This window comes from Caulobacter sp. FWC26 (genome assembly GCF_002742645.2).
Lineage (GTDB): Bacteria > Pseudomonadota > Alphaproteobacteria > Caulobacterales > Caulobacteraceae > Caulobacter.
Genome location: NZ_CP033875.1, coordinates 185,063 through 199,256, shown reverse-complemented (window position 1 = coordinate 199,256; position 14,194 = coordinate 185,063). Strand labels below are relative to the sequence as shown.

At 68.4% G+C, this 14,194-nt stretch carries 13 protein-coding genes and 2 pseudogenes; 11 read left to right on the top strand and 4 right to left on the bottom strand.

Annotation, left to right across the window (positions count from 1 at the left end; all coding sequences use genetic code 11):
- Positions 1-13 precede the first annotated feature (13 nt).
- Positions 14-262 (bottom strand): helix-turn-helix domain-containing protein, encoded by a 249-nt coding sequence (locus tag CSW63_RS02555; RefSeq protein ID WP_062098038.1) that lies wholly within the window; start codon positions 260-262, stop codon positions 14-16.
- Positions 263-333: 71 nt separating this feature from the next.
- Here CSW63_RS02555 and ybaL point away from each other — a divergent pair, with 71 nt between their 5' ends.
- Positions 334-2,010 carry a YbaL family putative K(+) efflux transporter gene (gene ybaL, locus CSW63_RS02550; RefSeq protein WP_062098024.1) on the top strand — a complete coding sequence of 559 codons (1,677 nt, stop codon included), beginning with the start codon at positions 334-336 and terminating at the stop codon, positions 2,008-2,010.
- Between the two features lie 39 nt (positions 2,011-2,049).
- On the opposite strand, the pseudogene CSW63_RS23630 reads toward ybaL, so the two are convergent.
- Positions 2,050-2,171: pseudogene (locus tag CSW63_RS23630) on the bottom strand (hypothetical protein); the annotation flags it as partial.
- 55 nt (positions 2,172-2,226) lie between these two features.
- Here CSW63_RS23630 and CSW63_RS02545 point away from each other — a divergent pair.
- The 9 genes from CSW63_RS02545 to CSW63_RS02505 all read left to right on the top strand — a co-directional run bounded on the left by CSW63_RS02545 (position 2,227) and on the right by CSW63_RS02505 (position 11,909).
- Positions 2,227-2,679: a MaoC family dehydratase gene (locus tag CSW63_RS02545; RefSeq protein WP_062098022.1), complete on the top strand. Its 453-nt coding sequence runs from the start codon at positions 2,227-2,229 to the stop codon at positions 2,677-2,679.
- Positions 2,680-2,740: 61 nt separating this feature from the next.
- Positions 2,741-3,160, top strand: a complete 420-nt coding sequence (locus CSW63_RS02540) for a DUF2946 family protein (protein WP_062098019.1) — start codon at positions 2,741-2,743, stop codon at positions 3,158-3,160.
- A 98-nt stretch (positions 3,161-3,258) separates the two neighbouring features.
- Complete coding sequence (locus CSW63_RS02535; RefSeq protein ID WP_099502890.1) at positions 3,259-5,328, top strand: TonB-dependent receptor domain-containing protein; 2,070 nt, start codon at positions 3,259-3,261, stop codon at positions 5,326-5,328.
- A 65-nt stretch (positions 5,329-5,393) separates the two neighbouring features.
- Entirely contained in the window at positions 5,394-6,794 is a 1,401-nt protein-coding gene (locus tag CSW63_RS02530; RefSeq protein ID WP_062095085.1) for a PepSY domain-containing protein, read from the top strand.
- Between the two features lie 2 nt (positions 6,795-6,796).
- Entirely contained in the window at positions 6,797-7,252 is a 456-nt protein-coding gene (locus tag CSW63_RS02525) for a copper chaperone PCu(A)C (protein ID WP_062095087.1), read from the top strand.
- A complete protein-coding gene (locus CSW63_RS02520; protein WP_062095090.1) occupies positions 7,252-7,824 on the top strand; it encodes an SCO family protein in 573 nt (190 codons plus the stop codon). Before CSW63_RS02525 ends, CSW63_RS02520 begins: the two co-directional genes overlap by 1 nt.
- A 213-nt stretch (positions 7,825-8,037) precedes the next feature.
- A complete protein-coding gene (locus CSW63_RS02515; protein WP_062095092.1) occupies positions 8,038-10,155 on the top strand; it encodes a M13 family metallopeptidase in 2,118 nt (705 codons plus the stop codon).
- 189 nt (positions 10,156-10,344) lie between these two features.
- Positions 10,345-10,707, top strand: a complete 363-nt coding sequence (locus CSW63_RS02510; protein WP_062095094.1) for a BlaI/MecI/CopY family transcriptional regulator — start codon at positions 10,345-10,347, stop codon at positions 10,705-10,707.
- The gene (locus CSW63_RS02505) at positions 10,704-11,909 is read left to right on the top strand and encodes a TonB family protein (protein WP_062095097.1); all 1,206 of its coding nucleotides are present in this window, start codon (positions 10,704-10,706) and stop codon (positions 11,907-11,909) included. Before CSW63_RS02510 ends, CSW63_RS02505 begins: the two co-directional genes overlap by 4 nt.
- Before the next feature lie 99 nt (positions 11,910-12,008).
- Here the strand turns inward: CSW63_RS02505 and CSW63_RS24065 are convergent.
- A pseudogene (locus CSW63_RS24065) lies at positions 12,009-12,074 on the bottom strand (hypothetical protein); the annotation flags it as partial.
- A 244-nt stretch (positions 12,075-12,318) separates the two neighbouring features.
- Here CSW63_RS24065 and CSW63_RS02500 point away from each other — a divergent pair.
- Entirely contained in the window at positions 12,319-13,074 is a 756-nt protein-coding gene (locus CSW63_RS02500; RefSeq protein ID WP_127846926.1) for a hypothetical protein, read from the top strand.
- Positions 13,075-13,154: 80 nt separating this feature from the next.
- Here the strand turns inward: CSW63_RS02500 and CSW63_RS02495 are convergent, their stop codons facing one another.
- Positions 13,155-14,159, bottom strand: a complete 1,005-nt coding sequence (locus CSW63_RS02495; protein ID WP_062095100.1) for a sodium-dependent bicarbonate transport family permease — start codon at positions 14,157-14,159, stop codon at positions 13,155-13,157.
- Positions 14,160-14,194 lie beyond the last annotated feature (35 nt).

Genomic DNA, 14,194 nt, shown 5'->3' with positions numbered 1-14,194 from the left:
TCCGACTCTTACGCTAGACTGGTCTCTTGAACCGGACGCCAGGTCCCGCCTCATCACCCGCGATCAACGACACGCCCGCCGCCTCGATCGCCTCGATGAGCAGCCGTTCGGTGCTGTGGTGCAAGGCGTGGCGCTCGGTTTCGAAGTCCTTGACCGTGCTGCGCGACACCCCCGCCCGATCCGCAAGCTCGCCCTGAGACCAGTTGATCAGTCCGCGAGCGGCCCGACATTGGGCGGGCAGGAGAATTTTTGCGTGAGGCATCTGGCACACCCGGGCTCCGTCGCCCATATTGGTTGAGTACGCCCGAAAGAGATGACCGTCAAGGAGAGCCTTTGCACCATACCTCGCTGATCGCCACCATCGTCGCGGGCCTGGGCCTGGCCTTCATCTTCGGCGCCCTCGCCAACCGGCTGAAGCTGCCGGTGCTGGTCGGTTATCTGCTGGCCGGCGTGCTGGTGGGGCCGTTTACGCCGGGCTATGTGGCCGATCAGGAGCTGGCCCCGCAGCTGGCCGAGATCGGCGTCATCCTGCTGATGTTCGGCGTCGGCCTGCACTTTTCGCTGAAGGACCTCCTGGCGGTGAAGACCATCGCCATTCCCGGCGCCGTGGCGCAGATCGCGGCGGCGACGGCGATGGGCCTGGGCCTGGCGGTCGCGCTGGGCTGGAGCGTCGGCGCGGGCCTGGTGTTTGGCCTGGCGCTGTCGGTGGCCTCGACGGTGGTGCTGCTGCGCGCCTTGCAGGAGCGGCGCCTCGTCGAGACCGGACGCGGCAAGATCGCCGTCGGCTGGCTGATCGTCGAGGACCTGGCCATGGTGCTGGCGTTGGTGCTGCTGCCGGCGCTGTCGGGCGTGCTGGGCGGCGAGGCGCCGATGGAGCACGCCAAGGGCGGCGCGGCCGCCGGCGGCGTGCTGGGCGCCTTCGCCCTGACGATCGGCAAGGTCGTCGCCTTCGTGGCCCTGATGCTGATCGTCGGCCGGCGCGTCATTCCCTGGATCCTGCACCGCGTGGCCCACACCGGTTCGCGTGAGCTGTTTCGCCTCGGCGTGCTGGCCATCGCGCTCGGAGTCGCGTTCGGCTCGGCGGCGCTGTTTGGCGTTTCGTTCGCCCTGGGAGCCTTCTTCGCCGGCATGATCATGGCCGAGAGCGAGCTCTCCCAGCAGGCCGCCAACGAGACCCTGCCGCTGCGCGACGCCTTCGCCGTGCTGTTTTTCGTCTCGATCGGCATGCTGTTCGACCCGATGGTGCTGCTGCGCGAGCCCGTCGCGGTGCTGGCCGCCCTGGCGATCATCGTGGTGGGCAAGTCGATTGCGGCCCTGATTATCGTGCTGGCTTTCCGCCGCCCGATGAGCACGGCCCTCACCATCTCGGTCAGCCTCGCCCAGATCGGCGAATTCTCGTTCATCCTGGCCGGTCTTGGCGTCTCACTGAAGCTGCTGCCGCCGGAGGGCCGCGACCTGATCCTGGCCGGCGCCATCCTGTCGATCCTGGTCAACCCGCTGCTGTTTGCGATGCTGGACAAGGTCCTGCCCGGCATGATCGCCAAGGAGCGCGCGGCCGCAGGCGAGCCGCCGCTGGTGGCCGCAACGCAACCGCACGCCCTGCTGGTCGGCTATGGCCGCGTGGGCAAGGCCGTGGCCGAGGGGCTGAAGGGCCGCGCGCCGCTGGTCGTGATCGAGGACGACGCCGAGCGCGCCGAGGACCTGCGCAAGGCCGGCTTCGAGACAGTCGGCGGCAATGCGGTCAAGCCCGAGGTGCTGCTCAAGGCGGGCCTGGACAAGGCCACCCACCTGTTCGTCGCCGTGCCGAGCCCCTTCGAGGCCGCGCGGATCATCGAGCAGGCCCGCATCGCCAATCCCGGCTGCGAGATCATCGCCCGCGCCTATACCGACGCCGACGTCGCCCTGCTCAAGACGGCGGGCGCCACCCACGCCCTGATCGGCGAGGACGAGATCGCCCGGGGCATGCTGGCGCGCGCGCCGAGGAAGAAGCCGCCGGCGGCGGCGCATTGAGGCCTAAGGCGCGGGTGAGCGCCCCCTCCGTCGCATCGCCTACTGGCGCCGCGCCACCTCCCCCGCTTTGCGGGTGAGGAGGAAGCTCAACCCTCCTGCCCCGCTTGCGGGGGAGGTGGATCGCTGCGCATGCGCAGCGAGACGGAGGGGGCGCTCACCCGCGCTCGTCATCACATTTCTCTAGCCACCGCGCCGCGAGACCGGTAACCGCCGGACATGATCGGACCGCACCCCACGGGCGGTTACATCCTGGAGGAGCTCTCCGTCGGGATGACCGCCGAGAAACACGTCACCGTCACCGAGGAGCGCATCCAGCGCTTCGCCGAGGCGTCGGACGACTTCAATCCCGTCCACATGGACGAGGCCTTCGCCGGCAAGACCGCCTATCGCGGCCGCATCGCCCATGGCCTGCTGTCGGCTTCGTTCGGTTCGGCCGTAGTCGGAACGATCCTGCCGGGCGCCGGGGCGATCTATCTGGGCCAGACCCTGGCTTTCCATAAGCCGGTGCGGATCGGCGACATCGTCACCGCCCGCGCCACGGTCGCTTCGATCGACACCGAGGGCGCGCGGGTGGTTCTGCGCTGCGCCGCCCTGGTCGACGGCGAGGTGGTGATGGACGGCGAGGCCACGGTCCGCGTGCCGCGCCGACGTCGCCCGGCCAAGGCCTGACGCGATCTTAAGGGCGCGCAGACCCGAGACAACCGGACCGCGTTAGGCTAAAGCGCCGCGCGTGACCCGCCTGACCTCCACCGCGAGACTTCTGGCCCGCGACGCCTTCCTGGCGCTCGCGCTGCTGGCGGTCGTGCTGAAGGTCATGATCCCGGCGGGCTTCATGCCCAGCGCCGAGACGCGCAACGGCCTGCCATTCGCCCTGGTGCTCTGCACCGGCGACGGCGCGAAGGTCGTCCAGCCGGGAGATGCGCTCGACGCCCGTCACGGCGACAAGAGCGACAAGGCGGGCCACGACGCGCCCTGCCCGTTCGCGGCCCAGGGCGCGGCCGCTCCGCCGCCGTCCGTGGTCGCCGCGATCGCCGTCGATCTCGTCGCCTACGCCGCGCCGCTTCTGCCGCCCACCCGCGCGCTTGCGCCCGGTCGCGGCCTCGCCGCGCCGCCGCCGCCGCCCACCGGTCCGCCCATCGTCCTGATCTGAACCTCGATCCCCGCGATCGAGCGTGAACGTGCGCCGTCTGCGGCGCGCTCCTGATCATTCACGGCCGCCGCCTGGCGGCCGAAGGACGCTGTATTCCAATGAAGTCTCTTTTGCTGGCCACCACGGCCGCCCTCGTTATCGCGCCTCTAACCGTTGCAACGGCCGCCTTCGCGGCCGACGTCGACACCCCGGCCGCAGACGCCAATCAGGTCTCGTCGGTCATCGTCACCGCCCGTCCGAACCCGGAAGACCCGCCGGTCGTCGCCGACGCCCGTAAGCGCCTGTCGGAAACTCCGGGCGCCGTCTCGGTGATCTCCCAGGAATCCTACATCAACCGCCAGACCCTGGCCTTGGACGACATGCTGCGCGACGCCCCCGGCGTCTACGCCCAGCGCAAGTGGGGCGGCGACATCCGGGTCTCGATCCGCGGTTCGGGCATCGGCAACGCCAACCACAACCGGGGCCTCCTGATCGCCCAGGACGGCGTGCCGCTGAACGAGGCGGACGGCTATGGCGACACCCAGATCGCCGATCCGCTGAACACCCGCTACGCCGAGGTCTATCGCGGCGGCAACGCCCTGCGCTTCGGCGGGGCTCTGTTGGGCGGGGCGATCAACATGGTCACCCCCACCGGGAAGGACGCCGGCTTCCAGACCAAGATCCGCCTCGACGGCGGCTCCTATGGTCTCGCCCGCGAACACATCGCCCTGGCGCGCCAGATCGGCGATTGGGACATCTTCGTCGCCGGCACCAACCAGACCAGCCAGGGCTGGCGCTCGCAAAGCCAGCAGAACATTCAGTTCGGCTCGCTGAACATCGGCCGGTCGTTCGGCGAGGACCGAGAGGTTCGCCTGATCGTCAACGGCTCGAACATCAACCAGGAAATCCCCGGTTCGCTGACCCTGGCGCAGTTCAACGCCAACCCGCGCCAGTCGGCCGCCGGCAATCTGGCGGGCGACAACGGCCGTAACCAGCGGGGCGTGCGCGGTTCGCTGCGCGCCGACTGGCGCCTGGACGACAACCTCGTCTTCGAAGGCGCGGTCTATGCGGTGTGGAAGGACCTGGATCACCCGATCTTCCAGGTCATCGACCAGCAGAGCCGCAACTACGGCGCCTTTGGCCGCTTCGACTGGGACGGCGAGATCGGCGGCGAGCGCGCCGACGCCTTCTTCGGCGCCTGGTACCGCACCGGCGACATGGACTCCAACTTCTACGCCAACGTCCGAGGCGCGCGCGGCGCGCCGACCTCGCGCACGCTGCAGAACGCCAAGGCGTTCGATGTGTTCGGCGAGGGTCGGGTGTTCGTGACCGATCAGGTCGCGATCGTGGCCGGCGCCACCTGGGGCCAGGCCAAGCGCGACTATACCAGCTTCGCGATCCCCGGCGTCGCCTCGACCTTCAACCTGAAGGCCAACAAGACCTATGACTGGGTCTCGCCGCGCGTGGGCCTGCTCTGGCAGAACGCGGTGGGCGACCAGGTGTTCGCCAACCTGACCCGCTCGGTCGAGCCGCCGAACTTCGGCTCGATGTCGCCGGCCAACACCGGCTTCGCGCCAGTCTCGCCTCAGAAAGCCTGGACCGGCGAGGTGGGGGCGCGCGGCCACCGCGGGCCGTTCACCTATGACGTCACCCTGTATCGCGCCGAGCTGAAGGGCGAGATGCTGCAGTACACGGTGAACCCGTCGATCCCGGCCTCGACCTTCAACGCCGACAAGACCCTGCACCAGGGGATCGAGGCGGCGCTGGACTGGGCCGTGGCGCCTCAGTGGCGGATCCGCCAGACCTGGACCTATTCGGACTTCCGCTTCAAGAACGACGTCCAGTACGGCGACAACCGCCTGCCGATCGTGCCCAAGACCTTCTACCGGGCTGAAGTCCGCTATGATGATCCGCGCGGCTGGTTCGTGGCGCCGTCGGTGGAGTGGTCGGCCACCGACCAGTGGATCGACTACAAGAACACCCAGACGGCGCCGAGCTACGCGATCCTGAACCTGAACGCGGGCTGGAAGGTCAATGACGCCGTCTCGCTGTTCCTCGAAGCGCGGAACCTGACCGACAAGGCCTATGTCTCGAACACCCAGGCCGCCATCGCCTGGACCGCCTCGACCGCGACCCTTTGGCCCGGCGACGGCCGCTCGGTGTTCGGCGGCGTGACGGTCACGTTCTAGCCCTCCCTTGATCACGACGGGGCGGCGGTTCGCAAGGGCCGCCGCCTCAAGCCCGGAGCATCGCGATGACCGCGATCGATAATCCCGAGACCACCGCCCCGGCCGGCGAGGTCTATCGCGCCTTCTGGCGCTGGCACTTCTATGCAGGCCTGCTGGTCCTGCCGATCCTGATGCTGATGGCCCTGACCGGGGGGCTTTATCTGTTCAAGGACGAACTGACCGCCTTGGTCCATCGTCCGCTGGTGGTCGTCGCCGAAGGACCGGGGCAGACCAAGCCCACCACCTGGATCGCCGCCGCCGAGGCGGCCACCCGTGGCGAGGCTAGGCAGGTGGTCCTGCCCGCCCGCTACGACCGCTCGGTCCAGGTCACCGTCGAGGCCAACGGCGAGAAGCAGACCGCCTATGTCGATCCGCATACCGGCGCCGTGCTGGGAACCACCCAGCCCGGCGGCGTCATGGGGCTGGTCAAACACCTGCACAGCCTGGAGATCGCCGGACCGGTGATGAACCTAATGGTCGAGGTCGCGGCCGGCTGGACCATCGTGCTGGTCGCCACGGGGATCTTCCTGTGGTGGCCGCGTGGCCAGGCGGGCGGTGTCGTCACGGTTCGCAGCCGGCCCGCCAAGCGCCTGTTCTGGCGCGACCTGCACGCGGTGACCGGCGTGTTCGCCAGCGGCGTGATCCTGTTCCTCGCCGTCACCGGCATGCCGTGGTCGGCCTTCTGGGGCAAGGAGGTCCGCCAGCTCACCACGCAGGCCGGCTGGGGCCGTCCCAAGCCGCCGGTCGCCGAGCAGCACCACGGCAAGCCGGCCCCGGTCGAGGAGGCGACGGGCGTGCCCTGGGCCCTACAGGCCAAGGCTCCGCCGCCTTCGGAAGCCCAGGCCCAGATGGCCGGCATGAACGATCACGACCATCACATGATGATGATGGAGCCGCCCGCGCCGCTCGACGCCAACGCCATCGTCGCCCGGGCCCGCGCCGGCGGCCTGACGGACGGCTTCACCCTGTCCCTGCCCAAGACCCCGGCCGGGACCTGGACCGCCGCCTACATGCCCGACAAGGTCGAACAGACCCGCACGGTCTATCTCGACGGCGGCGACGGCCATGTGCTGGCCGACATCGGCTATCGCGACTTCGGGCCGGCGGCCCAGGCCATCGAGTGGGGCATCGCCGTCCACCAGGGCCAGCAGTTCGGCCTCGTCAACAAGCTGGTCATGCTGGCCGGCTGCGTCGCGATCTGGCTGATGGGCGTCTCGGCGATCGTCATGTGGTGGAAGCGTCGCCCCAAGGGTCGTCTCGCCGCGCCCGCGCGTCCGACCCACCGCGGCGCCTATGCCGGCCTGCTGGCGATCGTCCTGCCGCTGGCCCTTCTTTACCCCCTGGTGGGGGCGTCGCTGGTTGCGGCGCTCCTCTTTGACCTTACCCTGCGCCGGCTGATCACGCCGCGCGCCCAGACCGGAGCCTGAACATGAAGACCCTGACCCTGCTCGCCGTCTCCGCCGCCGCCTTGGCCATGACCGCCGCCGCGCCCGCGCCCAAGGTCGTCGCCGCGGACGCCTGGTGCCGCCCGGCCCCCACCGGCGCCCTGGCTGGCGGCTGCTACGTCACCCTGACCGCCAGCGTCGACGACCGTCTGGTGGCGGTCGAGACCACCGCCGCAGACCGTGGCGAGATCCACACCATGTCGATGGACGGCGGGGTGATGCGGATGCGCAAGCTGACCGACGGCCTGGCCCTGCCGGCCGGTAAGGCTGTGTCCCTGAAGCCTGGCGCCGACCACATCATGGTCATCGCCCCCAAGATCGCCCTGAAGGAAGGCGCCCAGGTGCCGCTGACGCTCAAGTTCCAGAAGGCCAAGCCGGTCAAGGTCACCGCCGTGGTCAAGACCCCGCCCATGCCGGCGATGTCGGGGATGCATCACTGATGCGGGCGATCGCCCTGGCCCTGGCCCTGCTGGTCGCCACGCCGCTTTCCGCCTGCGGCGACAAGGCCGCGCGCGAGACGGCCGGCGCGCTGATCAAGATCGGCGGGCCGTTCCAGCTGACCGACATGAACGGCCGGCCGGTGACGGAGAAGTCGCTGCTGGGCAAACCGACGGCCGTCTTCTTCGGCTTCACCTATTGCCCCGAAGTCTGCCCGACCACGATGACGGAGCTGACCGCCTGGCTGAAGGCGCTGGGCAAGGACGCCGACAAGCTGAACGTGGTCTTCATCACCGTCGACCCCGAACGCGACACCCCCGCTCAGCTCCGGGAATATCTGTCGAACTTCGACCCGCGCATCCGGGGGTTCACCGGTACGCCGGAGGCCATCGCCAAGACGGCCCGGGCGTACCGCGTCTACTATCAGAAGGTCCCGCTGGACGGCGGCGGCTACACGATCGACCACTCTTCGGCGATCTATCTGTTCGACGCCAAGGGGCGGTTCGTCTCGCCGATCGCCTACCAGTCGCCGCCCGAGCGGGCCCTGGCCCAGCTCCGCGACCTTGTGAACTAAGCCGCAAGGCAAATCCTTCCTGTCACCGCACGCCGCGTGAGGCCGCCGCGCGTTCCCCGACGCCGGCGGCCTTTTCGCGTTCACGCCCTTGGCTTCGGGCGCGCGCGCGAAACCCGCGATTCAAAAAATGGGTCACATGAACTTTTTTTAAGGGGGTAAAGTTTTCGCGCCGTAGCAGATTGCCGGCGGCTCACACCAACGGATGCGAATTCCATGAAAAAAGTCTGGTTCGGCGCTGCGGCGTTCGCGGCCCTGTCCCTCTCGGCGTTCGGGGCGCAAGCGCGCGACGAGCACCCCTGCATCGACGACGCCTGCGTCGTGCAATCGCTGCTGCCCTCCGTGGCCGCCAGCGCGTCGGCCGATCTGACCTCGCTGGAGTCCCCGCGCTACGGGACCTGGGGCTTCGATATCTCGGGCATGGACACCTCGGTGAAGCCGGGCGACGACTTCTACAAGTTCGCCAACGGCGCCTGGGACGCCCGCACCCAGATCCCGTCGGACCGCACCCGCTACGGCGCCTTCGACTTCCTGGCCGAACTGTCCGAAGCCCGCACCCGGGCGATCATCGAAGCCGCCGCCGCCGACAAGGCCGCGACCGGCGACAAGGCCAAAATCGGCGCCGCCTACCGCGCCTACATGGACGAAGCGACCATCGAAAAGCTGGACGCCAAGCCGCTCGCGCCTTGGCTGGCCGGGATCAAGAAGGTCAAGACCAAGGACGAGTTCACGGCCCTGATGGGCAAGGCCTCGACCACGCCCTACACCGCGCTGATCGGCCTGGGCATCCAGACGGACGCCAAGAACCCGCAACGCTACGCGGTCTACGCCGGCACCGGCGGCCTCAGCCTGCCCGACCGCGACTACTATCTGGAAGCCCGCTTCGCCGACAAGAAGGCCGCCTATCTGGCCTATGTCGAGAAGATGCTGACCATGGCCGGCTGGGAAAAGCCCGCTGAGAACGCCAAGGCCATCCTGGCGTTCGAAACCCAGCTCGCCGAAGCCACCTGGACCCGCGTCGAGCGCCGCAACCGCGACAAGACCTACAACCCCGCCACCCTGGCCGAGCTGCAGGCGATGACGCCCGGCTATGACTGGAACCGTTATCTGATCGGCACCGAGCTGCCCAAGATCGACCGCTTCATCGTCACGACGAACACCTCGTTCCCGAAGTTCGCCAAGATCTACGCCGACACCCCGCTGGAGACTCTGAAGGCCTGGCAGGCGTTCAAGGTCATCGATAGCGGCGCGGGCATGCTGTCCAAGCGCTTCGTCGACGCCCAGTTCGAGTTCCGCAACAAGACCCTGGCGGGTCAGCCCGAGCAGCGCCCGCGCTGGAAGCGCGGCGTTGGCGCGGTCAACGGCATGCTGGGCGAAGCGGTCGGCAAGGAATATGTCGCCGCCTACTTCCCGCCCGAGAGCAAGGCCAAGATGATCTCGCTGGTCGGCGACATCCGGACTGTCCTGAAGGCGCGCATTGACGCTTCGGACTGGATGGGTCCGGAGACCAAGGTCAAGGCGCAGGACAAGCTGGCCAAGTTCACCGTCAAGATCGGCTATCCCGACAAGTGGCGCGACTACTCCAAGCTGGAGATCAAGGACAACGACGCCTACGGCAACGTGCTGCGCGCCGGCGCCTGGGACTACCGCCACGACGTCGAACGCCTGAACCAGCCGGTCGACAAGACCGAGTGGGGCATGACCCCGCAGACGGTCAACGCCTACTACAACTCGGTCAACAACGAGATCGTGTTCCCGGCCGCCATCCTGCAGGCGCCGTTCTTCCATCCGGACGCGGACCCGGCCGTCAACTACGGCGGCATCGGCGGCGTGATCGGCCACGAGATCGGCCACGGCTTCGACGACCAGGGCCGCAAGTCCGACGGCGACGGCGTGCTGCGCGACTGGTGGACCGCCGAGGATGCGGCCAAGTTCAACGCCCAGGCCGCCAAGCTGGGCGCCCAGTACTCGGCCTTCGAGCCCTTCCCGGGCGTGAAGGTCAACGGCGCCCTGACCATGGGTGAGAACATCGGCGACCTGTCGGGCCTGGCCTTCGCGCTGGACGCCTATCACGTCTCGCTGAAGGGCAAGCCCTCGCCGGTTCTCGACGGCTTCACCGGCGACCAGCGCGTCTATCTGGGCTGGGCCCAGGTGTGGCGCCAGAAGACCCGCGACGAGGCTCTCAAGCAGCAGATCGCCACTGATCCGCACTCGCCGGCCTACTACCGCGTCAATGGCACCATCCGGAACCAGCCGGGCTGGTACTCGGCCTACGACGTCAAGCCGGGCGACAAGCTGTATGTCGCGCCGGAAGACCGCGTGAAGCTCTGGTAGTCACCCGAGCCGTCACACGACATCAGGGGCCGGTGAGCGATCACCGGCCCTTTTTGCGTCCCACGCAGAACGACGGCTTGGAATAGATCAGGCCACCAATGAGGGCCACCGCCTCATGGAACCGCGGTTGACGAGAACGATGACAAGTGTCAACAATGAGTTGTTGACACTTGTCATCGGGGGTGAATCATGAAGATCAGCACGGCCGAAAGCGTGGTGATGGAGGCGCTGTGGCGGGAAAGCCCGCTGACCTCAGAGGCGATCATGAGCCAGGTTTGCGGCCCGCAGGATTGGACCGAAGGCACCGTGAAGGTGCTGATCAGTCGTCTGGTCAAGAAGAAGGCCGTCGCGGCCAAGGCCGACGGTCGCCGCTACCTCTACTCGCCCCTGCTGAGCCGACGCGACTATGTGCAGGGCGAGAGCCAGGGCCTGTTGGACCGGCTGTTCGACGGCCGCCTCGCCCCGCTGGTCATGCACCTGTCGGAAGGCGACAAGCTCAGCGACCAGGACATCGCCGAGCTGAAGGCCCTCGTCGAAAGGATCGGCAAATGAGCGCGACGGTCCTCTCGGGGCTGGTCGGCGCCAACCTGGCCCTGGCCGGCGGCGTTCTGGCGGTGATGGCCCTGCGCGGGCCTGTCCGTCGTCGCTTTGGCGCCCTGCCCGCCTATCTGTTGTGGCTGACCCCACCGCTCTGCGCCCTGGCGGCGCTGGCGCCCGCGCCGATCGAGGCCACGCCCCTGGCGCCGATCCTGATCACCGCCGGCAAGGCTGCACGGGAGGCCGTTCCATCGGCCCTGACGACACCGATCGCGGGCCAACTGGCCTTGTTGGTCTGGGCGCTGGGCGCCCTGGTCGCGGCCGCCGCCTTCCTGTTGCGCCAAGCGCGCTTCACCCAGTCGCTGGGGCCACTGAAGCCGCATCCGACCGACGTAGAACTGCTGGTCGGCAAACATCTGGGGGCAGGCCCCATGGTGCTGGTATCTCCCTGGCCGCGCATCGTGGTCCCCGCCGATTTCGACGACCGCTTCCAGGGCGAGGCCCGCGATCTGGTTCTCGCGCATGAAGGCGTCCACCTCGCGCGCGGCGACGCGCTCATCAACACCTTTGTCGTGGCGATCCAGTGCCTGGCCTGGTTCAACCCGCTGGTTCACCTGGGCGCGCGCCGTCTGCGCCTCGACCAGGAAATGGCCTGCGACGAGGCCGTCCTCACCCAGCGTCCGCAGGCGCGCCGGTTGTACGCCGAGACCCTGCTCGACGCCCTCTTGGCTCCCCGCGTCGTTCCGTTCGGCTGCCATTGGCCGGCCGGCGGCGCTCATCCCCTGAAGGAGAGACTGATCATGCTGAACATCCCCACCAGAAGCCCCGCGAGGCGGGCGGCGGGCCTGGCCATCGCGGCGTTGGTCGGCTTCGCGGGCGCCGGCGCCGTGTGGGCCGCCGATGCCCGTCCGGCGCCGGCGATCACCCAGCCCAATTGGGTCGTCAAGCCGACCGCCCAGGATATGGCGCGCTTCTATCCGGCGGCGGCCAAGGCGGCCAAGGCCGAAGGCTTCGCCGTCATCGATTGCCGCGTGACGGCAACGGGCCAACTGACCGCCTGCAAGGTGCTGCGCGAGAGCGAGGACGCCTATGGCTTCGGCGCTGCGGCGCTGCAACTGGGGACCATCTTCCAGATGAGCCCCCTCACCCGCGACGGCAAACCGGTCGACGGCGGGCGCGTCGTCATTCCGATCCGCTTCGCGGCGCCCCCGACCTAACCAGTCTCAGCTCCCGGGCTATGAGAGGACCGCCGGCCAGGCCGGCGGTCCTCGAACCCGTTTCGGCGCCGCGTGGGGATGCGCGGCGCCGGGACGATCCTACCCTCCCGCCAGAGCCAGCAGCGGGATGCCCAGGGTCAGGTAGACGCCGGCGTCGGCCTTGGGCGGGAGTGCGGCAGAGGGGTGTCTATGCTCTCCAGAGATCCGCCTTCGCCTCGAACTCTGCCATTCCGCGCTCGGAAGGGCGAGCTTGGGCGACTTGCAATCTCCGCGACATTCGAGCTGGCCTGATATCGACCGCCGGATTAGCCTTATCTCGAAGTCCAGCCCGGCCGTAGGTTGAGCCGGTGCGTTGCCGGCGATCCCTTGCGACGCTTCGAATTCACGATTTGGCTGGAGCGAGGGGCGCTTGAGTTCTGCACTGATAAAGCCAGCGCTGCTTGCCGCCGTCGGCGATGCGAGCAAGGGGTTTTCGCGGCGAGCCCTGCTCTCCGCCGGAGCCGTTCTTGCGACCGGATTGTCGGGCTGCAGCAGGCGGGTGGACCAAACCGTCCGGCTGAAGCTGCTATTCGAGGTCGAAACCCCTCAAGGGAAATCATTTCCCTCTGGCGTCTGGCAGTTCGATGCGACCGAAGTCCCCGCTATGCCGGGCAGCAGGATAAGTCGCTACCTGAGAGGGCAAGCCATTCCGGTTCTCATCGAGGACGACCAAAGCGTCTTCGCGATGACCGTTTGGAACGGGCTGGGCCTGCCGAACCCGACCATCTCAAGCCTTTACCAATGGGATGGCGTGCACGTCTTGGGGCGCGTGTCCGATATCGACATTTCGTGGGTTGATCGAAGCAGTCCGGGCTTGGAGGCGGCGAAAAGCCGCGCGCCGACCGAGCCCGTATCAGTGCCGCCGGACCTTTTCCCCGCCTTCGCGATGTTCACCAATCCGGCGGATCCAGCTTCGGGGCGACTGGTGAAGCCCGAAGAGATCTTCACCGCGAAAGGCGATCCCGTTTCGGTGAAGCTGAAAATCCAGATCGTCCATGAGCCGCCCACGACGGGGATCGAGACCCATCTGCCCTGGCTCCGGGAGACACGCGCCCGGAACAGCCGAGAATTGGGTTCGGACAGCTTCGCGTCCCATCCAGACAATTTCCTGGGCTGGACCCGCTAGGCGTTCCTTCGTTTCGGCCAGCCCGGCGGTCCTCGAACCCGTTTCGGCGCCGCGTGGCGATGCGCGGCGCCGGGACGATCCTACCCTCCCGCCAGTTGGGCCGCCGCCAGGGCCAGCAGCGGGATGCCGAGGATCAGGTTGAGGGGGAAGGTCACCCCCAGCGACAGGGTCAGATAGACCCCGGCGTCGGCCTTGGGCAGGGCCATGCCCATGGCCGCCGGGGCGGCGATGTACGAGGCCGAGGCCGCCAGCACCGCCAGGGCGGCGAGATCGCCGGCCGGCAGACCGGCCAGCCAGCCCAGGACGAGCGCGACCGAACCGCCCAGGATCGGCAGCACGATCCCCATGGCCAGCAGGCTAAGCTTGAAGCCTCGCGCGGCGGCCAGTTGCTGGCCGGCCCGAACCCCCAGGCCCAGCAGGAACACGCAGAGCACGCCCTGGAAGACCGGCCCGGTGAAGGTCGCCAGCTTGGCGCCCCCCTGGTGGCCGGTGATCAGGCCGATGAAGAAGCCGCCGATCAGCACCACGCTGGCCGCGTTCAGCAGCACCTCGTGGGCCAGCTTGCCGGCCGAGACCCGATCCGGGTCCTTGCCGTGCGCGCCGTCGCGGGTGGCGATCGCGGCGATGGTGATGGCGGTCAGCAGGCCAGGCGTCTCCATCAGCGCCAGCACCGCCGACATGTACCCGCCCGCCGCCTGGCCGATCGACGCGAGATAGCTCTGCGCCGCCGCGAAGGTCACCACCGACACCGAACCGTAGTGCGCGGCGGTGGCGGCGGCGGTGATGGTGTTCAGACCCATGCGCTTGAGCAGGACGTAGGCCGGCAGCGGCAAGAGGAAACTCAGCGTCAGACCCAGGCCCGCAGCCTTCATGAAGCCGGCGTCCAGTCCGTGGGCGCGCGCCTCGACGCCGCCCTTGAACCCGATGCACAGCATCAGGACCAGCGACAGGGTCTTGGCCGCCTCCTTCGGTAAGGCCAGATCCGAGCGCGCCAGGGCGGCGATCAGGCCCAGGGCGAAGAACAGCACCGCCGGCTGCAGAAGATTGCCGGCCGCCGCCGATAAGGTCTGGCTGAGAAGATCCACGAAACGCCCCCTTCGGAAACAGCGCCGCTTGGCGC